The organism is Bowmanella pacifica (assembly GCF_014645355.1).
GTDB classification, from domain to species: domain Bacteria; phylum Pseudomonadota; class Gammaproteobacteria; order Enterobacterales; family Alteromonadaceae; genus Bowmanella; species Bowmanella pacifica.
On the sequence record NZ_BMLS01000003.1, the window covers coordinates 160,938 to 184,592 of the forward strand.

Genomic DNA, 23,655 nt, shown 5'->3' on the forward strand with positions numbered 1-23,655 from the left:
GGTAGTCATGGCGGTAAGTTACCTAAGCAAACTGTTTTTCGATGGTGAACAACTTCATCAAGATGCTTGTGTTACGGTGGAAGATGGCAAAGTAGTGTCACTTCAACCCCAAGCCAACGCTGAAACGGTTGAAGTAGACGGGTTGTTGGCCCCGGGTTTTGTGGATGTGCAGGTCAATGGCGGCGGCGGTGTATTGTTTAACACCGACCAATCCGTGCAGGGCCTGTCCACTATACTCAAGGCCCATGCCCGTTTTGGTACAACCGCCATGTTGCCCACACTGATAACTGACGGATTAGATATTATCCGTAAAGCCGCCGATGGCATGGCAGAAGCCATCGCTGCCAATACACCAGGTATTTGGGGTATTCACTTTGAAGGGCCGCACCTGAGCATGCCGAAAAAAGGCATTCACCGGGAGCAGTTTATACGCCCAGTCACGGACGCCGAACTTGCACAGTTTTGTCGCACGGATCTGGGTAAAGTGTTGGTTACCCTGGCACCAGAAAACGTACCGGTCGATATCATCCGCGAATTAGTCAGCCGCGGGGTGAAAGTCTGTCTTGGTCATTCCAATGCGGATGTTGATACCACGCTTGCGGCCATTGAAGCCGGTGCCGATGGCTTCACACATCTGTTCAATGCCATGTCTGCCATGACCAGCCGAGAGCCTGGTATGGTGGGTGCAGCGCTCGCCAGCGACAGTTACTGCGGATTGATTCTGGACCATTACCATGTCCATGCGGTCAGTGCCAAGGCAGCCATTAAGGCCAAAGGCATCGAGCGTATCATGTTGGTCACCGATGCCATGGCCCATGTTGGGGCCGATATGAATGAATTACCCTTCTTTGACACCACCATACGCCGTGATGGCGACATGCTGACCATTCCCGGCGGCACACTGGCGGGTTCGGCACTGGATATGGCCAGCGCCGTGCGTAATTGTCATCGTGACCTGGGTTTCTCATTGAACGACAGCTTACAAATGGCGTCTTTGACGCCCGCCCGCTATCTGGGCTTAGAAAACAAGCTGGGTAAGCTCTTACCTGGCTATCAAGCTGATATGGTACTGCTGGATGATAATCAGCAGGTTAAACAAAACTGGATTGGCGGTCAGGCAATGCTCTGAGCCGCCGGCAACAACAAGTGTGCCGGTGCTTCGGCCTGGCGTTAATCAAAGTGAGAATAAGATGGATACCACAATGAGTAGCCGCGACCTGACCAAAAGCAATGCCGTCCCCATGGCTATTGTTGCCGGCCTGTTCTTTATACTGGGTTTTGCAACCTGGCTGAACGGCTCCCTGATGCCGTACTTAAAGCAAATCTTTGACCTGACCCCCTTTCAGGCTGCCTTGATTCTGGGTAACTTTTATATTGCCGTGACCTTTACTGCGATCCCCTCGGCTTGGGTTATTCGCAAAGTCGGTTACAAAAACGGTATGGCCCTGGCTATCGGCGGCATGCTACTGGCAGCTTTGCTTTATATCCCTGCCGCTGAAACCCAGACCTTTGGTTTATTCCTGGTCGCCCAGCTATTTATGGGGATCGCTCAAACGCTGCTACAAACCGCGGTTAACCCTTATGTGGTGCGTTTAGGTCCAGAAGAGTCTGCGGCAGTACGAGTCAGCATCATGGGTATTTTGAATAAAAGTGCCGGTGTTGTTGCACCTTTGGTATTCAGCGCTTTAATTGCTGCGCAGTTTACCGGTTTGGTGGGTAAAGAGCTGACCGCCGAAGAAGTCACTATGATGGCTGACAGCCTGATTCTGCCTTACCTGGGTATGGCCGCCTTTTTTGGTGTTATTGCGCTGGCGGTAAAATTCTCTCCCATTCCTGAATTACAGGATGAAGATGAAGACGGCAACGACCAAGGCACGGTAAAAGAAGCATTGCGTCATCCCCATTTGGTACTGGGTGTATTGTCTTTGTTCTTCTATGTCGCCGCGGAAGTCATTGCTGCCGACACTATCGGTGCCTATGCGTTATCCCTAGGCGTTGTAAACTACAGTGTCATGACCTCCTATACCATGGTGTGTATGGTGGTTGGTTACGTGCTGGGCATCATTCTGATTCCCCGCGTTATCTCCCAGCAAAAGGCCCTGACCTGCTCTGCCGTACTGGGTATTCTGCTGTCTCTTGCCATTGTTTTTGGCAGTGCCGAGTCTACTGCCATTGCCGATGCCGTGTTGGTGCCTTTTGGTGGCGCCCAGTTACCTAACTCTCTGCTGCTTATAGCCGTTCTGGGTTTAGCAAACGCTATTGTGTGGCCTGCTGTATGGCCCATGGCTCTGTCTGGTCTGGGCAAACTAACTAGCGTGGCATCAGGCCTGCTGGTAATGGGGATTGCCGGTGGCGCCTTCGGCCCAATGTTCTGGGGTTTGCTCAGTGGCGCCGGCGACGCGGCTGGTCAACAGTTTGGCTACATAGTCTTAGTGCCCTGCTACCTGTTTATTCTTTACTTTGCTGTCGCCGGTCACAAAAAACGCAGCTGGTAAACCGCACAATAACGCTTAAAAAGCGCGCTATGTAAGAGCGCGCTTTTTTGTATCAATTACATGACGAGGTGATTCAATGAAACGTGAATTGAGTCTGGATATTTTTCGCGGTTTAACCTTGGCGGCGATGATTTTGGTCAATACGCCGGGTAGCTGGTCGCATGTTTATGCCCCCCTTCTACACGCCAGTTGGCATGGGTTAACTCCCACAGATCTTATTTTTCCCTTCTTCCTGTTTATTGTTGGCGCAGCCATGTTTCACTCCATGGGGCGCATACCTAAGGGGCAGATTCCCTGGGCAAAAGTGATCAAACGCACACTGCTGATGTTCCTTATCGGTTTTGCGCTAAATATATACCCCTTTACTGGTGATCCAGAGAACTGGCGCATCATGGGTGTACTGCAACGTATTGCGCTGTGTTATTTCGTTGGTGCTTTACTTATTCTCAGCTTGAATACCCGCGGTGTATGGCTGGCTAGCGCAGGGATCCTGGTGGGATATTGGTTACTGATGCAAATGAGCGCGGATCCTTGGTCCTTAGAACACAACTTGGTTCGCCAAGTGGATGTTACCCTATTAGGTGCTGCCCACTTGTACCAGGGCTTCGGTGTGGCTTTTGATCCCGAAGGCTTACTCAGTTGCCTGCCAGCAACTGTTACGCTGCTTGCCGGCTATCTGACGTCCAGCATGTTATCAGGTTGCACAGATCATCAAACCAAGATTAAAAATCTGCTTACCTGGGCGGCGATAGCACTGCTGGCCGGTTTGCTCTGGCACCCCTTGCAACCTATCAATAAAGCGCTCTGGACAGGCTCCTACGTGCTGGTTACCAGTGCTTTTGCCTGGCTAACCCTGGCCTTGATCATTTATTGTCATGATATCAGGCAATGGCAAAAAGGCTTCCACTGGGCACAGGTGTATGGCAGTAATCCCTTGTTTATCTATGTCTTGTCCTGGCTGTATGCCGCCACACTCGGACAGGTTATTCGCTTTGATGTGGACGGTAAGAGCATCAGCGCTTATCAGTGGACGTTCGAATTTTTAAGCGACTTTATGTCACAGAAAAACGCCTCCCTGCTGTTTGCCTTAATCGCTGTCGGCTTGCACTACTTACTATCAGCCTGGCTGTATAAGCGAAAAATCTTTATCAAGCTTTAGTCGTCTTGTTAAACGCCCTGCTCCGCAGGGCGTTTTTTGTTTCACATTCATTTCACCTTTGCAGCGGCACAGTACACCTCTTTATGTTTGGAGAGTGGATATGCCTAAATTTTTGCAGCGAAGATTGGTCATATTATTTATGGCCTTGGTTGGCGTTGCCGCCATTTGGTACAACTTTTTTCGCCTGGCGCCCTATAGTTTGACAGAACAGCAACGCCAGCAAGCCTTTGAAGTATCTGGTGCGGCTGATTTGTCGTTAAAGATGCAGCCGTTGTCCACCACTGCCTGGCAGTTTACTTATACGTCATTTGACGGGGCGACAGTAAACGGGCAGTTACACTACCCGGCGCCGCCTAGTGAGATTCACCACAAAATACCGGTATTAATTGGTGTCCATGCTATGGGCAGAAGTCAGATTCGGTGGTGGCAAGACAGTTTTAACGGCAGCCCTACCCTCACTCAGGTACATAAACTTAGCCGCATGGCGCTCGACGCTGGCTATGCTGTAGTGGCTATAGACGCTCGGGAGCATGGCCAACGCAAAAATCCGGAGCGTTCACTTAAACGCATCATGTGGGGCTTACACCTGTGGGGAGAGCGACATCATTATGAGGCCATGATCCACGACACTGTTGTCGATCACAGGATACTGCTTGATTGGCTTAGCACTCAGCCACAGTTCGATAATCAGCAACTGCATGTTGCTGGTTACAGTATGGGTGCACAGGTTAGCCTACTGCTAGCGGCGGTGGATAAACGCATAAGCAAGGTATTAGCCGTGGTGCCACCCCATGTAGACGATAAGACAGCCTTAGTCTCTGTGCTGCAATGGGTTGCTGGTCTGAAAGATAATTCGGTGACCTTGCTTAGCGCCGATAACGATGAGCACGCCAGTCAGGAAGACAATCAACGATTATTTAATCTTATCCCATCACAGTCTAAGCAGCATATTCGCTTCAACGCCGGTCATATCCTGCCCGAGGATTACCCTACAAAATTACAGCACTGGTTTTAACCTCGCACTAACAGCAAAAAAAACATTGTGAGCAAGTCACTTCACAGCAGTTTCACATACTGACAGGCAGACTAATCCTGCCAATAAACAGGACACATTTTATGAAACTTATACATTATACCTTGGTAATTTTAGGCCTGCTGCTAAGCAACAACCTGCATGCTAATCCACGCGTGCTAATGGTCATTAGCAGCCACGGGGAAAAAAACGCCGCAGAGGAGATTATTCAACCAGGATTTGAGTTTGACGAGCTGGCCAAAGCCTATCTTGTATTTAGCGACAATGGCCTTGAGGTGGATATTGCCAGCCCGGCAGGTGGCCATCCGATTGCTGACAACTACGACCCGACCAAGCCCTACAACCAATTGTTTTTAGCTGATCCCAAAGCATATTCCAGGTTGACTAACAGTTTAAAGTTGGCTGATTTAGATGCTGGAGATTTTCAGGCGGTATTTGTCGTTGGGGGTAAAGGGCCAATGTTTGATCTATGGCAGGATGCCACCTTGCAGCAGCTCATCGGCGACATATGGGAAAACCGCGGTGTGATATCAGGAGTTTGCCATGGCCCGGCGGCTTTTGTTGATGTGAAGCTATCAGACGGCAGCTATCTTGTCGCGGGTAAAAAGGTCAATGGTTTTACCAATCAGGAAGAGGCGGCATTTGGCAAAAAATGGAAAAAAGACTTCGCATTTTTACTGGAAGACAAGTTAAAAGCGCGCGGTGCGTTATTTGAACAATCAGCATTAATGCTAAATCATGTCAGCACTGATGATCGTTTGATTACCGGGCAAAATCCCTTTTCCACCGTAGATACGGCACTGGCCGTTCTTGCCAGGTTAGGTGTGGACATTACTACTGTGCCTCACTACGCCGACGACAACAGTATTAAACTGGTGCGGGAGATTTTACAAGGTAAGCCGTACAGTACAGAGCAGCTATCGCAAAATACCCAGGTGCAAGTAGAGCTGGTCGGTATGTATGGTTATTATCTTGCCCTGTTCGGTGAGCAACAAGATGACAAGCACAATGCCATTCGCATTATGGAACTGGTCAGCCCCATCATGCAGCATCCGATGCTCGTTATGCAAATTGCCAAAAAATACCAGGCATTGGGTAAACATCAGGCCGCGCTGGACAGCTTGAACACGTTTTTACAAAGCCATCCCGAGGCGACTAAGGTACAAGCGTTACTCAAACAACTGACATCCGAGCAAGGGCAAACAGCAAGTTCACTTTAGGATACATAGCGTGAAAATACTGATCGTGGAAGATAATCAAGACATTGCTGCCAATATCGCCGAATACCTGACTATCGAAGACTGGCAGCTGGACTTTGCTTACCATGGTCAGCATGGCTTGCAGCTAGCGCTGCAAGCCTACTATGACCTGATCATCTTAGATTTAATGCTCCCCGGATTGGATGGCTGGCAGCTCTGTGCCGAAGTGCGTCGTCAGGCCACCCGGCATATCCCCATCCTGATGCTCACCGCCAGAGACAGCCTGAACGACAAGGTCAAAGGATTTGAGTTGGGGGCAGACGATTACCTAACCAAACCTTTTGCCCTTGAAGAACTAAAAATGCGCTGCCAAGCTCTGGCCAGACGCCATGAAGCAAATCAAACCCATCAACTCACCTTGGGCCCTTTGGTGATTGATAAGCGCGCGCACCAAGTTTGGCGCCAAGGCCAGTTAATAGCCCTGAACCCTATCCCTTATCAAATATTACTGCTCCTTGCCCAGGCGCATCCCAGGGTCGTCACCCGCAGTGAAATTATTGAACGTATCTGGCAGGACGCTCCCACGGACTCGGATGCACTGCGTTCCCACATCTACCAATTACGTCAGCGGCTTGATAAACCTTTCGACCAGCCGCTCTTACAAACTCAACATCAGATTGGTTTCAGCCTGGCAATCTCCCATGCAAAGACATAGCCTGAAATACCGCTTACTTTTTAATATTGGCCTGGTCACTTGTTTGACCGCCTTGTTGTTTGGTCTGGTGAGCTTCCTGTTTGCTTACGATATCGAAGATCGATTTTTTAACCGATTGCTCGAAGATGAAGCAACGCGATTAAGCCATGATAATACCAGTACGCCCCATCTTCCTTTTATACAAGTTTATCCAAGCATGAATGCGCTTCCTAGGGCCGTTCTGTCAGTGCTTTCAGATGAACCACAACGCCGTGAGGTTGGCCTGACGGACGGACGGCACTTTCATTTTCGAAAACTGTCTGATGGCCGGGTACTGCTGGCTGAGGTGAGCGACTATCTGGTGGTCAGGCAGATGAAAAGCGGCATGCTGGTATTTTTGCTTGTATGCCTAGCGATAGTGTTGGCTGGTGCCTTATGGCTGGCTTTGTTCACAGCGAATCGCCTGCTGCGGCCATTATCACAACTGACCAGGCAGGTTGAAGATCTGCCGATAAAGCCACTAGTTAGCGGATTTAGCCAGCACTTCCCGCACAATGAGGTGGGGGTGCTAGCCCGTGTCCTTGACCAGCAAATGCAACGTATTCAATGCTTTGTACAACGTGAACAGCAGTTTACCCGCGATGTCAGCCATGAACTGCGCACCCCCCTGACGGTTTTTGAAGGTGCACTGACGTTATTAAAAGAGACACCATTGCAACCGCGGCAACTACAACTTGTTAGTCGCCTGGAAGACAATAAAAGCAGCATGCAGCAATGTATTGCCGGGTTACTGGCGCTGGCGAGGGAAGAAAACCTACAACATCAAAATGTGCGACTTCAAAATGCATTGGAGCAGGCCCTACTTCCCTATCTTGATGCCTTGGCGATGGATTCACTGAGTCTGGACGTTGAGCATAATTTTAAGATCAGTATCCCCCCGGCTGTACTAAACATCATTCTGACAAACCTAATAAGCAATGCCATTGCTCATGGTCAGGGTGGCCTGAACATTCATCTACAGCGCGCCACCTTGTCTATTGTTAATCAGGGGCCTGAGATCAATAAGGCATTGCAGCCCAATCTATTCGCTGCTGGAATAAAGGGAGTGCAAAGCCAGGGATTGGGCATGGGTCTGTCTATCGTTAAGCGACTTTGCGATCAGTATCAGGTAGCAATAACCTGTCGCTCAGACAATACAGGCACCTGTTTTGAACTTAACTTTTCTGCTTTGCTCGCGCATTCTGAAAATGCATGAGGCTTCACCTTTTGGCGGCTTTTGATTAAGCTGAGCAAAAGGTTTGCAAGGATAGAAAGTGTTAGATCTGGATACCGCCACTCCGTTGATTTCTTTGGGAATTTCTTTAGCGATTGGACTACTTATTGGAGTAGAGCGTGGCTGGCGTTTTCGTCTGCAAGCTGAGGGTACCCGGGTCGCCGGACTGCGCACCTTCGGCCTGACCGGTTTGCTAGGCGGGTGTGCGGGGCTGCTCAGCGATATTCTCGGCATGTCAGCCTTTGCAGTCATTTTTATCGGCTTTGCGCTGGCTGTCAGCTTAGCCTACTGGGCACGGCGAGATGATAACCGCGATGCCAGCGTCACCAGCCTGGTAACCCTGTTGCTCACTTTAGTACTGGGTACCCTTGCCACGCTTAAGATGACCGAGTTGGCAGTTTCCGCTGCCATTGTTAGCGCCCTGCTGCTTCGTTATAAGGAACTCTTGCATGCCTGGTTAAAACGCCTTGAGGAGCGAGAATTGCAGGCTGTATTGCAATTGTTACTGATTTCTTTGGTGTTGCTACCTGTGTTACCTAACCAGGGCTATGGCCCCTGGCAAGTGTTAAACCCTTACGAAATCTGGCTGATGGTAGTGTTGATAGCCGGCATATCCTTTGTAGGTTATATCAGTATCAAACTGGCTGGCGCTGACAAGGGCATTTTGCTGACAGCGATTACCGCCGGACTGGCTTCTTCCACCGCTTTAACCCTGAATTATTCCCGACTCAGTCAAAAACAACCCTTATTGCAAGGGGCCTTGGCTGTAGGCATTCTGTTAGCCTGCTGCACTATGTTTCCGCGGGTATTGCTGGTTGCCAGCCTGATAAATCCAGCCTTATTCAGCTATTTGTTATTACCCATTACGGCCATGACATTGGTCACGCTAGGCTTTGCATTGGTGTTCTGGTTTAAACGCACCCTCACCCCACAGGCGGCCATAGAACACTTGGTTAACCCACTGGAGCTAAAATCTGCCATTGGCTTTGGGATGCTGTTGACCACTATCTTGCTGGTAGGCCGGGCCTTAACCGAGTATTTCGGCGATAAGGGGATTTATCTGTTAGCCATAGTCTCAGGTATTGCCGATGTGGATCCGGTTAACCTGACCTTATCCCGCATGAGTCTGGAGCAAATCCCCCTGACATCGGCAGTCACCGGGATTATCCTCGCCTGCAGTACCAATACCCTGGTTAAAGCCGGCATGAGTGTGTCTATCGCCGGCAAAGGCATGTTATGGCGAGTGTTTATCCCTTTGCTGAGTGCCGCTATAGTCGGTCTTAGTATCTCCTTTTGGGAAACCTGAAAGTCAGTTTAGGGCACAGAGCCGCCGCAATACTTACAGAATTTGGCGTCCTCATCGTGCCCTTCCTCACCGCAGTGCCGACAGGCAAAACGGGTAACATCTCGCCGATATTCCCGTGCCAGTTCAGCACTGTAGATGCCGGTCGGCACGGCAATAATGGCGTAGCCTAAAATCATCACCATAGAGGCCAACATTTGGCCAAGGGGGGTATGCGGAGAGATATCCCCATAACCTACAGTCGTTAAGGTAACTACCGCCCAATACATAGACTGCGGAATACTGGTAAAGCCATGTTCAGGCCCTTCAATCAGGTACATCGCGGCGCCGAATATCACCACAAATACACAGACGGTATACAGAAACACGGCTATTTTGGCCCGGCTGTTACGCATAGCCCGAATCAAAGCATGGGCCTCGCCAAGGTACTCACCAAGTTTAAAAATCCTGAAGATACGAAGCACCCGTAAACCGCGCACCACCAACAAGGTTTGTGCACCGGTGAAAAACAAGGCCAAAAAACTGGGCAGAATAGAGATTAAGTCCACAATACCGAAGAAGCTACTGGCGTACCGCAACGGGCGCCTGACACAAAGCAGCCGCAGCAAGTATTCCACACTGAATAAAATGGTAAAAACCCATTCGGCGGTAAAAAGCAGGGTTTTATAGTTGAGACTAATAGCCGCCACACTATCCAGCATCACCACCAGAATACTGGCCGCGATGGCAATTATCAGAACAATATCAAACCACTTACCCGCTGGCGTTTCGGCTTCAAAAATAATTTCATGTAAGGACTCACGCCAGGGCGCTAGGGGTTCGCCCTGCATGTACTTTTTTACCGGCTTGGTTCTGTTGGGATATTTGTTTTTGTCTGGCTGCTGCATATCTGTCCTTATTAAACAACCACTTGAATTGTAAGGGCTGCTTTTTCAAGCTTGACTGATAGGTTTTACTTTGCAAAGTAAAAAGCGCCCGCAGGCGCTTTTTTCATTGAGTTCACTATCAGCGCTGACGGCTTCGCTGGCTCTCTTTTCCCTTAGCCCCCGCTGATTGCGCCTTGCCCTTTTGTTTCTTCCATTTTGGCTGCGGCGGCAAACCGGTATGTTTGGTCAATGCGCGATGGCCACCTTTGGCCGGCTTTTGCTTGCGTTCATCTGCAGACTCCGGCGGCACTAAGTGCTGTGGTCCCCGCCCAATGAGATCTTCCCTGCCCATTTTCTTAAGGGCTTCACGAATTTGCGCAAAGTTTTTGGGGTCATGATAACGCAGCATAGCTTTATGCAAACGGCGGTGAATTTCGCCTTTGGCGGAAAATACCACGTCTGATTCCTTATTAACCTTTTTCAGCGAATTGACACCACTGTGGTACATAGTGGTGGCAGTGGCCATAGGTGAAGGATAGAAATTCTGTACCTGGTCTAAACGGAAACGGTTTTCTTTCAGCCAAATGGCCAGGGCCAACATATCTTCGTCTGTGGTACCGGGGTGAGAAGCAATAAAGTAAGGGATTAAATACTGCTTTTTACCCGCTTCGGCCGAGTACTTATCAAACAGCTCTTTAAAACGGTAATAGCTGCCCATGCCCGGCTTCATCATTTTAGATAGCGGCCCGTCTTCGGTATGCTCGGGGGCAATTTTCAGGTAGCCACCCACATGATGCAGGGCCAACTCCTTCACATACTCAGGATCTTCTACCGCCAGGTCGTAACGCACTCCTGAGGCAATCAGAATCTTCTTAATACCTTTGAGATTGCGCGCTCGGCGGTACAAATTGATAGTTGGCGCATGATTGGTATCCATATGCGCACAAATGGACGGATAGACGCAGGACGGGCGTCGACAGGTAGCTTCCGCCTTGGGGCTCTTACAGCGCAGCCTGTACATATTGGCCGTAGGGCCGCCTAAATCTGAGATAACACCGGTAAAGCCCGGCACTTTATCGCGAATTTCTTCTATCTCGCGAATAATAGAATCTTCTGAACGGCTCTGAATAATCCGTCCTTCATGTTCGGTAATAGAGCAGAATGTACAACCGCCATAACAACCACGCATGATGTTGATAGAGAAGCGAATCATATCGTAGGCAGGAATTTTCGCATCCCCATAAACGGGGTGCGGAACCCGTTGATATGGCAGGTCAAATACCGCGTCCATTTCTTCGGTTTCCAGTGGCATGGCCGGCGGGTTGATCCAAATATGTCGGTCACCATGGCGCTGCATTAATGCCCGCGCACAGCCGGGATTCACTTCCTGATGCAAGACCCTGGATGCATGGGCATACAAAGACTTATTGTCCCGTACCACCTCAAATGCCGGCAATTTTACATACATTTTTTCCCACGGCTTACGGCGATTATCTGGCTGAATAACTATGGGCTTGGCCTGAATCTGCTGGATCTGAACCCCGTCATCCGTTACTGCTGCATCGGGCTTTTGCGCGTCACAATCCGGTTCGACCTGATAGGGACTCGGAATAGCATCGATCTTTCCCGGCGTATCCAAATGGGTGGAATCCACGCCCTGCCATTCTGGCAAGGCCTGCTTAACAATAATGGCCGTGCCTCTGACATCCCGAATATCGGCAATATTTTCGCCGGCAGCAAGACGATGTGTCACTTCCACCAAAGGCCGCTCAGCATTGCCGTACATCAGCAAATCCGCCTTGGCATCAAACAAAATACTGCGACGCACTTTTTCTGACCAGTAATCGTAATGGGCTATACGACGCAAACTGGCCTCAATACCACCAAGAATAATAGGCACATCTTTATAAGCCTCACGGCAGCGCTGGGAATAGACGGTGACCGCCCTATCTGGTCGCTTCCCGCCTACATTACCTGGCGTATATGCGTCGTCATGGCGTAGTTTTTTATCCGCCGTGTAGCGATTGATCATTGAGTCCATATTGCCGGCGGTGACACCGAAATACAGATTCGGCTTGCCCAGAGCCATAAAGGGCTCTTTACTGGTCCAATCGGGCTGCGCAATGATGCCCACGCGAAAACCATGGGCCTCCAGTACCCTGCCAATCACCGCCATACCGAAGCTGGGATGGTCGACATAGGCATCCCCAGTCACCAGTACGATGTCGCAGCTATCCCAGCCAAGTTCATCCATTTCGGCCCGGCTCATGGGCAAAAAGGGCGCCGTGCCGTAGCAATGCGGCCAATACTTAGGGTAAGAAAACAGCGAGCGTTCCGCTTTAATGGTGGCTTGAACTGACAATGGACACTACCGGTTGGAAAAAAGCGCGGCATTATACCGCAAATCACGCACTAATCTGTGGATTTTTTAACCAGTCGACATCACATGCCTTACTCGGCGACCAAAGCGGTATCAGGTTCCTGCAATTGATGTAGCGCGTCAGCCAAACTGGGGTAAAACGCCAGCACACCTGGAATAGGTTTTACCCCGGCTTTCGCCAGCGCACGCAGAGGTTGAAATTGCAGATCCGCTATGCAGATTTGTGTCTGCTTGCGCTGGCACTGACTGATAAGTTTATTCAAGGCCGCCAGGCCACCGGCATCCAACAAGGTGACGCCATCCATATACAACACGAAACCCTGACGATCTTCACACAAGGTCGACAGTTCGCCAAAAATTCGGTCAGCGGCAGCGAAGAACAGTGGCCCGTTAATTTTAAATACCGACCATCCTGGTGGCAGCGCCTTATCCACCACTCGCTTGCTTTTGGAAATATCAGTGATTCTGGTCATCTCGGCAATATCTTTCACAAACAGCATAGCGGCCAGCAAAATACCGGCGGTAATAGCGATCACCATATCCAGCGCCACCGTAAGCAAGAAACAGGTTAGAAATACCCAGATATCCGTTCTTGGCGCGGTTTTAAGTAGATGCACAGCCTTATGCGCTTCACTCATATTCCAGGCGACAACCAGCAACAAGGCAGCCATGGCAGACATAGGCACAAAGGCAAGAACATCGGTGAACAGCAGCAATGCCGCCAGCACGGTAAGGGCATGTAACATCGCCGACATAGGCGAAACACCGCCGGCTCGTACATTGGCAGCGGAACGGGCCAATGCAGCAGTGGCGGTTATACCGCCAAAAAAGGGCACAATGATGTTGCCGATCCCCTGCCCCAGCAATTCACTGTTCGCACTGTGTCGCTGACCAGTCATACCGTCAAGTACCACGGCACATAACAGAGACTCGATGGCACCTAACATGGCAATAGCGAAAGCGGCAGGAAGCAGATCTTTAACCAACTGCCAACTTAGGCTCAAAGTAGCGTCGCCGGCATACTGCCAGGGCCATTGAAATGCAGGTAGCACAGAGGGGATCCCCATGCCCATAGTGCCATCGGCATTCTGATAAGAGAAACGGCTGCCAATGGTGTCCACATCAAAACCCGCCTGCATCAAACCCCACGCCAATACGCTGGCAACAAGCAGTGCAGGCAAATGTCCAGACAAGGCAAAACCAAGCTTCGGCCATAGCCACATAATCAGCAGTGTCGTCGCCGCAACCGCCAGACTCGGCCAGTGCAACTGCGGCAGTGCCATTATCAGTTGCGGCACCTTGTACAGGAACTGATCGGAAAGCTGCTCAATGGGTAAGCCAAAAACATCTTTAATCTGCAGTATGGCGATGACTAGCGCAATACCACAGGTAAAGCCCAGCACCACAGACTCAGGGATATACTCAATAAAACGCCCCAGTCTGAGCATGGCCATCAACACCAAAATAATACCCGCCCCCAGTGTGGCCAGCAGTAAACCCGCTAGTCCATACTGACTGGTGATAGGAAAAAGCAACACCACAAAGGCCGCTGTCGGGCCCGAAATACTCAGCCGGGAACCACCGCTAAGCGCAATAACAAAACCGGCAATGATGGCCGTATACAAGCCATGCTGGGGTGCCACCCCACTGGCGATTGCCAGTGCCATGGCCAGTGGAATCGCAATGATGCCAACACTGATACCGGCAAACAGATCCTGACGTAGTTGCCCTAAACCATAGTCGCCACTTAAACAGGTTTCGCGAAACGCATGCCCAATACGCAATGAAAACAAATGGGAACGGTGTGACAACTCAGCCTCCTAATGATGCTAAATGGCTTATCTCTGTGATGGTACAGACTCGCGGAGTGATTTAACCACGACCTTAGTATGAGGATCGTTAGGGTCGGTGTGAATGGCAAAGCCCAGAGCCTTACACAGTTGCAACATACCGGGATTATCCGCGAGTACCAGTCCCCGCATTTCATGCAGTCCACGCTGTGCAGCAATAGCTAGCAACTGCCTCATTAAATGCCGGCCAATACCGCGTCGTTGCCAGGCATCGGCGATCACCACGGCAAATTCGCAACTTTGCTTATCCGGCAATACGGAAAATCGCCCCACCGCGATCTCTTGCTCCTGCTGAGCGCATTTTACCAAACCAACAATGGCGACTTCATGACAGGGATCCGGATGGGTAAACTGATAAAGCATGGCCTCTGAACAATCTTTGAGGTTCCCCATAAAACGAAAGTGCTTGGTTTGTGCAGATAGCTGACGAATAAAATCACGTTCCATTGCTGCATCCTCCGCACAGATAGGCCGAAAGCAAATCACTTGGCCATCCGCCAGTGTTAAGTTCGAGTGTAATAGCCCCAGGTCGCCTTTTACGGTCATCGCTCACTCCCGGTCCACGCTTTCAGCCATTGGCTATTTTGTTCAATAAAGCCCTAGTTATTCAAGGGGTATTCGATGGACGCGGATAAATATTCCACCAATGGTTTGCCACTGCTCACAGAACCCATCTACTGTTAACTGAAAATGGGAGCCTGTTACAATGAATAAACGCTTTATCAATGCCTCTGAGCTATTGCAGGATGCATTCAGACTAGCCGCCAAGATCTATGACAGTGGGTTGCGTCCACATTTTATTGTAGGCATCTGGCGAGGCGGTGCACCTATTGGCATCGCGGTACAGGAATACTTCGACTTCAGGGGAGCAGAAACAGACCACATTGCGGTGCGCACCTCGTCTTATCAGGGTATAGGGCAACAGAGTAAAGAGATTCGTGTACATGGGCTGCACTATCTGATTGAAAATGCCAATGCCGAAGACAGCTTGTTAATTGTTGACGATGTCTTTGATTCGGGACGCAGTGTTGAAGCATTACTGGCTCAGATTCGCAAACTGTCCAGACGCAACGTCCCTCACGATATTCGCATTGCCTGCCCCTGGTACAAACCGGCTAACAACAAGACTAACCTGGTGCCGGATTACTATATACACGAAAGTGACGAATGGTTGGTTTTTCCTCATGAAATCAGTGGGCTAAGTCCCCAGGACCTCAAAGAAGGCAAAACCGATCTGGCCGATATCCAGCACTTGTTCATCACCTGAACCGCCCTAAGCCAGCAACATAAAAAAAGCCGACTAACGTCGGCTTTTTGGTTCGGATTAAATTCCGTGTTTTTCACCCAGATACAACCAGGTATCCACCACGGTATCCGGATTCAGGGAGACACTGTCGATGCCCTGCTCAACTAGCCAGGCAGCCAAGTCTTCGTGATCCGATGGTCCCTGACCACAAATCCCCACATACTTGCCTCTGGCTTTAGCGGCTTTAATGGCCATCGCCAGCAATATCTTAACGGCTTCATCCCGCTCATCAAACAGATGGGCAATTAACCCGGAATCTCTGTCCAGCCCCAGGGTCAACTGGGTCAAATCATTAGAGCCGATGGAGAAGCCATCAAAGATATCCAGGAATTGGTCGGCCAGCAGCGCATTAGACGGCAGTTCACACATCATGATGACACGTAAGCCATTTTCGCCTTGCTTAAGACCTCGCTCGGCCAATAGCTCGATGACTTTACGGCCTTCATCCAAGGTACGAACAAAAGGAATCATCACCTCAACATTGGTAAAGTCCATATCGTTGCGTACGCGCTTGATGGCTTCACATTCGAGCGCAAAACACTCACGGAAATCTTCTGACACATAGCGGCTCGCGCCACGGAAGCCCAACATGGGGTTCTCTTCGTGAGGCTCATACTGGTATCCACCCACCAGGTTAAAGTATTCGTTGGACTTAAAGTCAGACATACGAACGATAACCTTTTGCGGTGCAAACGCCGCCGCAATGGTAGAAATACCTTCAACCAGCTTCTGAATATAAAACTCGCGTGGTGACTCATAGCCAGCCATCATCACGTCAATTTCTGCCTTCACCTCTTCAGGCTGACCGGCATAATTGAGCAACGCTTTGGGATGCACACCAATCATACGGTTGATGATAAATTCCAGTCGGGCCAAACCAACACCCGCATGTGGCAAACGACCGAAGTCAAAGGCGCGATCCGGATTACCTACGTTCATCATGATCTTCAGCGGTACATCCGGCATCGCATCAATGCGAGAGGTAATTACATCGTATTCCAGTACGTCACCGTATATGTATCCCGTGTCACCCTCTGCACAAGAAACCGTTACCTTGTCACCGGTTTGAATGCTGCCGGTGGCGTCACCGCAGCCTACCACCGCAGGAATGCCTAGCTCACGGGCGATAATTGCCGCGTGACAGGTACGACCGCCACGATTAGTCACAATGGCAGACGCTTTTTTCATGATGGGTTCCCAATCTGGGTCCGTCATGTCAGTCACCAGCACATCGCCGGGCTGGATCTTGTCCATTTCTTCAATGGAACTAAGTACTTTGGCGGTACCGTTACCAATCTTATGGCCGATAGCCCGTCCTTCACAGACGATCTTGGCGTTACCTTTAAGATTGAAACGCTCGATAGTCTGCGCATCCTCACGGCTGCGAACCGTTTCCGGACGTGCCTGAACAATATACAATTTGCCGTCAGTACCGTCTTTGGCCCACTCGATATCCATCGGACGCTGATAATGCTTTTCAATGATCTGTGCCTGTTTGGCCAGCTCCATGACTTCGGCATCAGACAAGGAGAAACGATGGCTATCTGCGCCATCTACATCAACAATCTCCACCTGCTTGCCATGCCCCACATCGGTGGAGTAGATCATTTTCTTCTGTTTGCTGCCAAGATTACGGCGTACAACGGCCGGCTTGCCCTTATTCAGGGTTGGCTTGTGTACATAGAATTCATCAGGGTTAACCGCGCCCTGCACCACCATCTCACCCAAACCATAAGAAGACGTGATAAACACCACATCTTCAAATCCGGACTCGGTATCGATGGTGAACATAACGCCTGAGGACGCACAATCAGAACGCACCATACGCTGAATACCAGCCGACAGGGCAACCCCCTTGTGGTCATAGCCTTGATGCACACGATAAGAGATAGCACGGTCATTAAACAATGAGGCGAAAACATGCTTGATGGCGGTCATCACGGCATCCAAGCCTTTGACGTTCAGGAAGGTTTCCTGCTGACCTGCAAAGGAGGCATCGGGCATATCTTCGGCAGTGGCGGAAGAGCGCACCGCAAAAGACGCATCACCACCCGCTTCCTGCAGAAGTTGTGAATAGGCCTGATTAATGGCCGTCTCAAGATCGGCCTGGAATGGTGTATCAATGATCCACTGACGAATTTCACTACCGGTCTTGGCCAGGGCGTTGACATCGTCAACATCCAGCACATCCAATGCATCATGGATGCGGTTGTTCAGACCACTTTGCTCCAGAAATTCGTTAAAGGCTTCTGCCGTTGTGGCGAAACCACCCGGAACCATCACACCGGCATTGGCCAAATTGGAAATCATCTCTCCCAGAGACGCATTTTTGCCTCCAACCTTGTCCACATCATGCATGCCTAGCTGCTGATACCACAAAACGTATTTCTGCACTGCGAATGCCTCCGAATTAGCATGTTTTTCAAATCGCCCCAATCCCTTAAGTAATTTGGGCTGCTGGCTTTTTTCGCAGAGGATTTTAGAATGTCGGTAATAAAAAAGTAAAACTTTATTTATTTTCGTAATTAAATTACGACATTGTTAAGGAGTTGTTGTGCGCACCGCTTTTTATATTTCTGATGGCACCGCCATTACTTCGGAGGTGTTCGGCCATGCCTTACTGTCTCTATTCCCAGTAGAATTCAACCATATCACCATTCCTTTTGTTGAAACGGCAGAACAAGCTGAAAAGGTAAACAGTAAAATTGCCAAGACATTTAAGGAAACCGGTGAACGGCCTTTGGTGTTTTATACCATCGTCAATTTAGATGTCAGGGAAATCATTTCTAATTCCGTGGGGATCAATTACAACTTTCTCGACCAATTTGTCGCCCCATTGGAAATCGTATTAGGTATTCCAGCTAAACCGGAAAAACACCGAACCCACAGTATCCATGAAAAAACCTATGATATTCGTATTGAAGCGGTGAATTACGCCCTGGCCAATGATGACGGCGCCAATCTGGATAACTATGGTGAAGCAGATATTATTCTGGTGGGCGTATCGCGCTCGGGAAAAACCCCTACCAGCCTGTATTTAGCCTTACAGTACGGCATTAAAGCCGCAAACTACCCTTTTACCGAGGAAGATATGGGCGATATGCTGAAACTGCCCGCCAAACTGCGGCATTATAAAAATAAGCTGTTTGGCCTAACCATAGCGCCGGAGCGTTTACACCAGATCCGCTCTGAGCGGCGCGCAAACAGCCGTTACGCCTCAATGCGGCAGTGCCGTATGGAATTGCGGGAAGTGGAGAACCTATACCGGCGGGAATTTATCCCGTTTTTAAACAGCACCAAGTTTTCGGTAGAAGAGATATCAGCCAAGATCTTGGCAGAAACTGGTTTGCAGCGTAAAAAATATTAACGCTGATAAAAACCCGGCCACACTAGATCATGTGGCCGGGACTCTATGCTTAGATATCTTTTTTTAGATAATCGGCCACCAGGAAGGCAAGCTCCAGTACCTGATCGGCATTCAAACGTGGGTCACACTGGGTTTGATAACATTGTCCCAAGTCTGCTTCACCAATACCATAAGCTCCCCCTACGCATTCGGTCACATGCTGGCCGGTCATTTCCAGGTGAATACCACCGGCATGAGTACCTTCAGCTTGATGAGCCTGGAAGAAGTGCTGAATCTCACGCAGAATGTCGTCAAAGTTACGGGTCTTGTAGCCGCTTGACGCTTTGACTGTGTTACCGTGCATGGGATCTGAACTCCATACCACCTGACGGCCTTCCTGTTTGACCCTGCGTAACAAGGATGGCAGTTTGTCGCCCAGGTTATTGGCCCCCATACGGGTGATCAGAGTCAAGCGTCCCGCTTCATTTTGCGGGTTAAGTGCGTCTATCAAGCGAATCAGTTCATCTTCCTGCATTGAAGGTCCGACCTTCACACCTATAGGGTTGTGAATACCGCGGAAAAATTCAACATGGGCATGATCCAACTGACGTGTACGTTCCCCTATCCACAACATATGAGCGGAGCAGTTATACCACTTGCCGGTCAGCGTATCGTTGCGGGTCAGGGCCTGTTCGTAATTCAGCAATAGCGCCTCGTGAGACGTAAACAATGATGTCTCATGTAACTCTCTGTGGTTAGCAGCGTTAATACCTATCACTTCCATAAAGGACAAGGCATCTTGAATACGCTTGGCCACATCCTGATAACGCTCTTTAAGTGGATTATTTTCCACAAAGGCCATATTCCAGCCGTTCACCTGATGCAAATCTGCCAGGCCTCCCTGAGCGAAAGCGCGCAGCAGGTTGAGGGTGGCGGCTGAACGGTGATAAGCCTCAATCATGCGCTCTGGATTAGGCTGACGAGACGCGTCGGTAAACTCGAAACTGTTGATAATATCGCCGCGGTAACTGGGCAGTGACACACCATTGATGGTTTCAAAGTTATCTGAGCGCGGCTTTGCATACTGGCCTGCCATACGCGCTACCTTGGTGACCGGACAGCGGCCGGCAAAGGTCAGCACAATGGCCATCTGCAAAATGACCTTAAAGGTATCGCGGATTTTCGGTGCGTTAAACTCGTCAAAAGACTCGGCGCAGTCACCACCTTGAAGTAAAAAACCCTTACCTTTGGCAACCTCACCCAACTGTCTAAACAACTCACGCGTCTCGGCTGCAAATACCAGCGGTGGGTATTTGGCCAGGCGTTTTTCTGCATCTTCAAGCTGTTGTTTATTTTCATAGATGGGCTGCTGCAGGATCGGCAGTTGGCGCCAGCTATCGGGTTGCCATTGTGTCACTTACTTTCCTTCTCTCGATTGGATATTGGCGGCAAAATTGCCACGCTAACGGAACCCTGAAACTTACGAGTTCTGAAAGAAAATTTCAATGAACAATTGCTGCTAAGGCCATAAAGAGGGGTTGAACACCGAAGTTGCTTAATAATGCATCAGCCCGAAGGCCATCAGGCCCAATCATTTAGGCGCGATAACGAATTATTCCCCTTATCTAGTCTAAATACGTCTGAATTAGTTTATTTTGTTCTGAGTCCAGCCCGATCCTCACCCGGCACTGGAACACCTCTTCCAGTTGGTGTTGTTGCAACACCTCGTCGGTATGACCATCTGCCACAATACGTTGTTCGGACATCAACCAGACCCGCTGGGCATACATTTGCGCCAAATTTAACTGATGATGACTCACCACCACCATATTTCCTCGCCCCGCCAGCGAGCCTAACAGGCGGCATAGCTTGTGTTGGTGAGCGAAGTCTAGCCCCTGCACAGGTTCGTCCAACAGCAAAAGTCCTTCGCCACGCATAATAGTGGGCCAGATCTGCATCAATCCGCGACATAGCTGTACCCTGCGCCGTTCTCCACCGGACAGATGGTTAAGAGAACGGGACAAAAACGCCCTTATTTCCAGGGCCGCTTCCAATTCATCCGGAATATCCGGGCTGGCACTGTAAAACGACAAACTTTCCTGAACAGACAAGCTAAACGCGGTATGTAGTTGCTGTTCCATCAGAGTGCGGCGACCGGCCAGTTCCCCCAACGCATACTCATTAAGGTTTTTGCCGTATAGCGATATCGCTCCTTTTTCCGGCGGCACCAAACCGGCCAGCACCGACAGTAAACTCGACTTACCTGCCCCATTGGGTCCCAAAACATGCACCACCTGGCCAGGTAGCAGGCTAAAACTGATATCATCCAGGCGCGCGGTTAAATGTAGCTGGTCAGCGTGCAACATATCAGTTCCTCGCTAACCGAATAACCGAATAGAGAAACACCGGCCCGCCGAACGTGGCGGTTAGCATAGAGACTGGCACAACCACGCCACCGAAGACATTGGAAACCGCTACCACTAACAGCAGTAAGATCGCCCCCAGCAAGGCCGACGCGGGCAACACGAAACGATTGTCGTGACCGAAAAAATTTCGCAGTAAATGGGGCACCAATAAGCCCACAAAGGCAATAGAGCCGGCCAACGACACCGCGATCCCCACTAATAGCGCGCTAACCAGCAGCATACGCGGATAAAAACGCGCCACATCCAGTCCCCTTAGCTGCGCGGCATGGTTACCAAAGTACAACCAATTCAGTGCTTGTCCCTGACGCAGCACATAAACCAACAATAGCAGCACCAAGGGGGTCGCAAGGCCGACAAGGCGGATATCGGCCTGATGTAAGCTGCCCAGCAACCAAAAGGTCAGATTTCGCAAAGATTGGGCGTCAGTAAGAAAGTATAGCCAGGCGATAACCCCACCACTGAGGGTGGAAATAGCGATCCCCGCCAGGATTACGCCAGCCCCGGACTCCAGCCCCAAACGCTTGGCAATGGCATAGATAAGCAAGGTGGAAAGTAACGCGCCAATAAAACTAAATAGCGGCAAGCCATAAGTTGCCACTCCCGCCAGTGCAGCACCACCTGCCAATAAGTAGATGGCCGCAAACAGGCTGGCTCCGCTGGTGATACCAATAAGGCCAGGGTCGGCCAGCGGGTTGCGTAGCATCACCTGCAATATGGCAGAACTGCTTGCCAGGCAGGCCCCCACCAACAGGGCACTGGCCACCAGAGGCAGACGCAAGTGCAACAGAATTTGTCTGTCTACTTCAGATTGCCATTGCAATCCATGCGATAAGGTCCAGACCGATAATGCGAACAGGCCGACAACTAGCCCCAGCAGAAATCCGCGCTCTTTGTTCAGCAAGGCTAGTGCTTCACTTTGCTTAGTAACACCGTACAGCCCTGTTCAATTAAATCCAGAACCAACTCAAATCCCTGGCGGCCACCATAATAGGGATCCGGCACTTCAGACTCGTCGTGCTCAGAGAATTCTAAAAACAACCTGACCTTATGCTGATGTTCTGGTGGGCATACGGCCAACAAATCACGAAGATTGTTATTATCCATTGCCAGTACCAGATCGAATCTGCTGAAGTCTTCAACCTGCACCGGACGAGAACGCTGACCTTTGAAACTATAGCCCCGCGCCTCTCCTGCCTCACGGCTTCGAGGATCCGGCAGCTTGCCTTTGTGATAAGCCGCGGTACCGGCAGAGTCTACCTGCATTTCCACCCCCTGTTCCGATGCCATGGTATAGAGCACCGCATGGGCAGTAGGAGAACGACACAAATTACCAAGACAAACAAAAAGAACGGAAGGGGTACGGGTGCTCATAAACAAATAATGGCCACAAAAAAGTGGCCATTAGTCTGTCAGATTTGCCGGTTCAGTCAACCTTAGAGGGCATTAACGGCCCTGCTGAAGCGCCTGAATGCGTTTTTCCAGCGGAGGGTGACTTAAGAACAACTCGGCCATCGCAGATTTTCCGCGAATCCCGAATGCCATCAGGTTTCCGTCAAGCTTGGACTCCTGGCTGTATTTAAGGCGCTGTAAGGCAGCAATCATCTTGTTACGACCAACCAAAGAGGCGGAGCCGGCATCGGCCCGGTACTCACGATAGCGACTAAAGCCCATCACGATAATACTGGCCAGAATACCAAATACGATTTCCAGCACAAACACAATGGCAAAATAGGCCAAGCCTCCAAGACCACCTTCACTGTTATTACTGCGAGTGGCATTGTCGACAATATTTGCAATAACCCGGGCTAGGAAAATAACGAAGGTATTCAATACCCCCTGCAACAACGTCATGGTCACCATATCACCGTTAGCGATGTGTGCGACCTCGTGGGCCAAGACGGCTTCCACTTCATCCTGCTGCATGTTTTCCAGTAACCCTGTAGACACTGCTACCAGGGCATTATTGCGATTGGCACCGGTGGCAAAGGCATTCATATCAGGAGACTGATAGATAGCCACTTCAGGCATACCAATACCAGACTGTTTTGCCAAACGGGCAATGGTGTCAACCAGCCATTGCTCGGTATGGCTTGATGGACGGTCAATAACATGTGCTCCAACCGAACGTTTGGCTATCCATTTGGACATCAACAACGAAATAAAGGCACCGCCAAATCCAAAGATACTGGCAAAGATCAACAACCCACCCAGACCGCGCGGGTCAATATTAAGGAAACTGAACACCAAGTTCATCACAATACTCAACACCAGCACCACGGCCAGGTTGGTGGCGACAAACAACAGCACACGTTTCATAACGTCTCC

Annotated in this window: 20 protein-coding genes; 10 read left to right on the forward strand and 10 right to left on the reverse strand. The window is 50.2% G+C overall.

What is annotated here, in order from left to right:
- Nucleotides 1-7 precede the first annotated feature (7 nt).
- From nagA to IEX02_RS10790, 8 genes are all read left to right on the forward strand, one after another.
- Nucleotides 8-1,129 carry an N-acetylglucosamine-6-phosphate deacetylase gene (gene nagA / locus IEX02_RS10755; protein ID WP_188694579.1) on the forward strand — a complete coding sequence of 374 codons (1,122 nt, stop codon included), beginning with the start codon at nucleotides 8-10 and terminating at the stop codon, nucleotides 1,127-1,129.
- Nucleotides 1,130-1,202: 73 nt separating this feature from the next.
- Entirely contained in the window at nucleotides 1,203-2,495 is a 1,293-nt protein-coding gene (nagP, locus tag IEX02_RS10760; RefSeq protein WP_229702188.1) for an N-acetylglucosamine MFS transporter NagP, read from the forward strand.
- Between the two features lie 76 nt (nucleotides 2,496-2,571).
- Nucleotides 2,572-3,654 carry an acyltransferase family protein gene (locus IEX02_RS10765; protein ID WP_188694585.1) on the forward strand — a complete coding sequence of 361 codons (1,083 nt, stop codon included), beginning with the start codon at nucleotides 2,572-2,574 and terminating at the stop codon, nucleotides 3,652-3,654.
- A gap of 100 nt (nucleotides 3,655-3,754) precedes the next feature.
- A complete protein-coding gene (locus IEX02_RS10770; RefSeq protein ID WP_188694588.1) occupies nucleotides 3,755-4,669 on the forward strand; it encodes an alpha/beta hydrolase family protein in 915 nt (304 codons plus the stop codon).
- Between the two features lie 101 nt (nucleotides 4,670-4,770).
- On the forward strand, nucleotides 4,771-5,907 hold the full coding sequence (locus tag IEX02_RS10775) for a type 1 glutamine amidotransferase domain-containing protein (RefSeq protein ID WP_188694592.1): 1,137 nt from the start codon (nucleotides 4,771-4,773) through the stop codon (nucleotides 5,905-5,907).
- A 10-nt stretch (nucleotides 5,908-5,917) separates the two neighbouring features.
- On the forward strand, nucleotides 5,918-6,601 hold the full coding sequence (locus tag IEX02_RS10780) for a response regulator transcription factor (RefSeq protein WP_229702189.1): 684 nt from the start codon (nucleotides 5,918-5,920) through the stop codon (nucleotides 6,599-6,601).
- Nucleotides 6,588-7,835: a sensor histidine kinase gene (locus tag IEX02_RS10785; RefSeq protein ID WP_188694595.1), complete on the forward strand. Its 1,248-nt coding sequence runs from the start codon at nucleotides 6,588-6,590 to the stop codon at nucleotides 7,833-7,835. The genes IEX02_RS10780 and IEX02_RS10785 overlap by 14 nt, the downstream gene beginning before the upstream one ends.
- A gap of 58 nt (nucleotides 7,836-7,893) precedes the next feature.
- Entirely contained in the window at nucleotides 7,894-9,159 is a 1,266-nt protein-coding gene (locus tag IEX02_RS10790; protein WP_229702190.1) for an MgtC/SapB family protein, read from the forward strand.
- An 8-nt stretch (nucleotides 9,160-9,167) separates the two neighbouring features.
- On the opposite strand, the gene IEX02_RS10795 is transcribed toward IEX02_RS10790, so the two are convergent.
- From IEX02_RS10795 to IEX02_RS10810, 4 genes are all read right to left on the reverse strand, one after another.
- The gene (locus IEX02_RS10795) at nucleotides 9,168-10,043 is read right to left on the reverse strand and encodes an ion transporter (protein WP_188694597.1); all 876 of its coding nucleotides are present in this window, start codon (nucleotides 10,041-10,043) and stop codon (nucleotides 9,168-9,170) included.
- Between the two features lie 118 nt (nucleotides 10,044-10,161).
- Nucleotides 10,162-12,384: a YgiQ family radical SAM protein gene (locus tag IEX02_RS10800; protein WP_268237412.1), complete on the reverse strand. Its 2,223-nt coding sequence runs from the start codon at nucleotides 12,382-12,384 to the stop codon at nucleotides 10,162-10,164.
- A gap of 89 nt (nucleotides 12,385-12,473) precedes the next feature.
- Nucleotides 12,474-14,213, reverse strand: coding sequence for a C4-dicarboxylic acid transporter DauA (gene dauA / locus IEX02_RS10805; protein ID WP_188694598.1), 1,740 nt, complete (start codon nucleotides 14,211-14,213; stop codon nucleotides 12,474-12,476).
- A 27-nt stretch (nucleotides 14,214-14,240) separates the two neighbouring features.
- A complete protein-coding gene (locus IEX02_RS10810) occupies nucleotides 14,241-14,798 on the reverse strand; it encodes a GNAT family N-acetyltransferase (protein WP_268237413.1) in 558 nt (185 codons plus the stop codon).
- A gap of 160 nt (nucleotides 14,799-14,958) precedes the next feature.
- Between IEX02_RS10810 and IEX02_RS10815 the strand changes: the two genes are divergently transcribed.
- Nucleotides 14,959-15,519: a phosphoribosyltransferase gene (locus IEX02_RS10815; RefSeq protein ID WP_188694605.1), complete on the forward strand. Its 561-nt coding sequence runs from the start codon at nucleotides 14,959-14,961 to the stop codon at nucleotides 15,517-15,519.
- A 57-nt stretch (nucleotides 15,520-15,576) separates the two neighbouring features.
- Here the strand turns inward: IEX02_RS10815 and ppsA are convergent, their stop codons facing one another.
- Nucleotides 15,577-17,952: a phosphoenolpyruvate synthase gene (gene ppsA / locus IEX02_RS10820; protein ID WP_188694608.1), complete on the reverse strand. Its 2,376-nt coding sequence runs from the start codon at nucleotides 17,950-17,952 to the stop codon at nucleotides 15,577-15,579.
- A 160-nt stretch (nucleotides 17,953-18,112) separates the two neighbouring features.
- Between ppsA and ppsR the strand changes: the two genes are divergently transcribed.
- Nucleotides 18,113-18,925: a posphoenolpyruvate synthetase regulatory kinase/phosphorylase PpsR gene (ppsR, locus tag IEX02_RS10825; protein ID WP_188694611.1), complete on the forward strand. Its 813-nt coding sequence runs from the start codon at nucleotides 18,113-18,115 to the stop codon at nucleotides 18,923-18,925.
- A gap of 49 nt (nucleotides 18,926-18,974) precedes the next feature.
- Here ppsR and IEX02_RS10830 read toward each other — a convergent pair whose 3' ends face one another.
- The 5 genes from IEX02_RS10830 to htpX form a co-directional block, all read right to left on the reverse strand.
- Nucleotides 18,975-20,321, reverse strand: coding sequence for a class II 3-deoxy-7-phosphoheptulonate synthase (locus IEX02_RS10830; RefSeq protein WP_188694614.1), 1,347 nt, complete (start codon nucleotides 20,319-20,321; stop codon nucleotides 18,975-18,977).
- Nucleotides 20,322-20,529: 208 nt separating this feature from the next.
- Nucleotides 20,530-21,270: an ATP-binding cassette domain-containing protein gene (locus IEX02_RS10835; protein WP_188694616.1), complete on the reverse strand. Its 741-nt coding sequence runs from the start codon at nucleotides 21,268-21,270 to the stop codon at nucleotides 20,530-20,532.
- A 1-nt stretch (nucleotide 21,271) separates the two neighbouring features.
- Nucleotides 21,272-22,231 (reverse strand): FecCD family ABC transporter permease, encoded by a 960-nt coding sequence (locus IEX02_RS10840; protein ID WP_188694621.1) that lies wholly within the window; start codon nucleotides 22,229-22,231, stop codon nucleotides 21,272-21,274.
- A gap of 2 nt (nucleotides 22,232-22,233) precedes the next feature.
- Nucleotides 22,234-22,701 carry a low molecular weight protein-tyrosine-phosphatase gene (locus IEX02_RS10845; protein WP_188694624.1) on the reverse strand — a complete coding sequence of 156 codons (468 nt, stop codon included), beginning with the start codon at nucleotides 22,699-22,701 and terminating at the stop codon, nucleotides 22,234-22,236.
- 72 nt (nucleotides 22,702-22,773) lie between these two features.
- Nucleotides 22,774-23,646 carry a protease HtpX gene (gene htpX / locus IEX02_RS10850; RefSeq protein ID WP_188694627.1) on the reverse strand — a complete coding sequence of 291 codons (873 nt, stop codon included), beginning with the start codon at nucleotides 23,644-23,646 and terminating at the stop codon, nucleotides 22,774-22,776.
- Nucleotides 23,647-23,655: the final 9 nt, after the last annotated feature.

Bases quoted from the DNA above. Each gene is read 5' to 3' on its own strand.
- IEX02_RS10835 (WP_188694616.1), bottom strand. From the start codon at position 21,270: ATGTTGCACGCTGACCAGCTACATTTAACCGCGCGCCTGGATGATATC.
- htpX (WP_188694627.1), bottom strand. From the start codon at position 23,646: ATGAAACGTGTGCTGTTGTTTGTCGCCACCAACCTGGCCGTGGTGCTG.
- nagA (WP_188694579.1), top strand. From the start codon at position 8: ATGGCGGTAAGTTACCTAAGCAAACTGTTTTTCGATGGTGAACAACTT.
- nagP (WP_229702188.1), top strand. From the start codon at position 1,203: ATGAGTAGCCGCGACCTGACCAAAAGCAATGCCGTCCCCATGGCTATT.
- IEX02_RS10770 (WP_188694588.1), top strand. From the start codon at position 3,755: ATGCCTAAATTTTTGCAGCGAAGATTGGTCATATTATTTATGGCCTTG.
- IEX02_RS10765 (WP_188694585.1), top strand. From the start codon at position 2,572: ATGAAACGTGAATTGAGTCTGGATATTTTTCGCGGTTTAACCTTGGCG.
- IEX02_RS10810 (WP_268237413.1), bottom strand. From the start codon at position 14,798: ATGACCGTAAAAGGCGACCTGGGGCTATTACACTCGAACTTAACACTG.
- IEX02_RS10845 (WP_188694624.1), bottom strand. From the start codon at position 22,701: ATGAGCACCCGTACCCCTTCCGTTCTTTTTGTTTGTCTTGGTAATTTG.
- IEX02_RS10815 (WP_188694605.1), top strand. From the start codon at position 14,959: ATGAATAAACGCTTTATCAATGCCTCTGAGCTATTGCAGGATGCATTC.
- IEX02_RS10775 (WP_188694592.1), top strand. From the start codon at position 4,771: ATGAAACTTATACATTATACCTTGGTAATTTTAGGCCTGCTGCTAAGC.
- IEX02_RS10795 (WP_188694597.1), bottom strand. From the start codon at position 10,043: ATGCAGCAGCCAGACAAAAACAAATATCCCAACAGAACCAAGCCGGTA.
- IEX02_RS10785 (WP_188694595.1), top strand. From the start codon at position 6,588: ATGCAAAGACATAGCCTGAAATACCGCTTACTTTTTAATATTGGCCTG.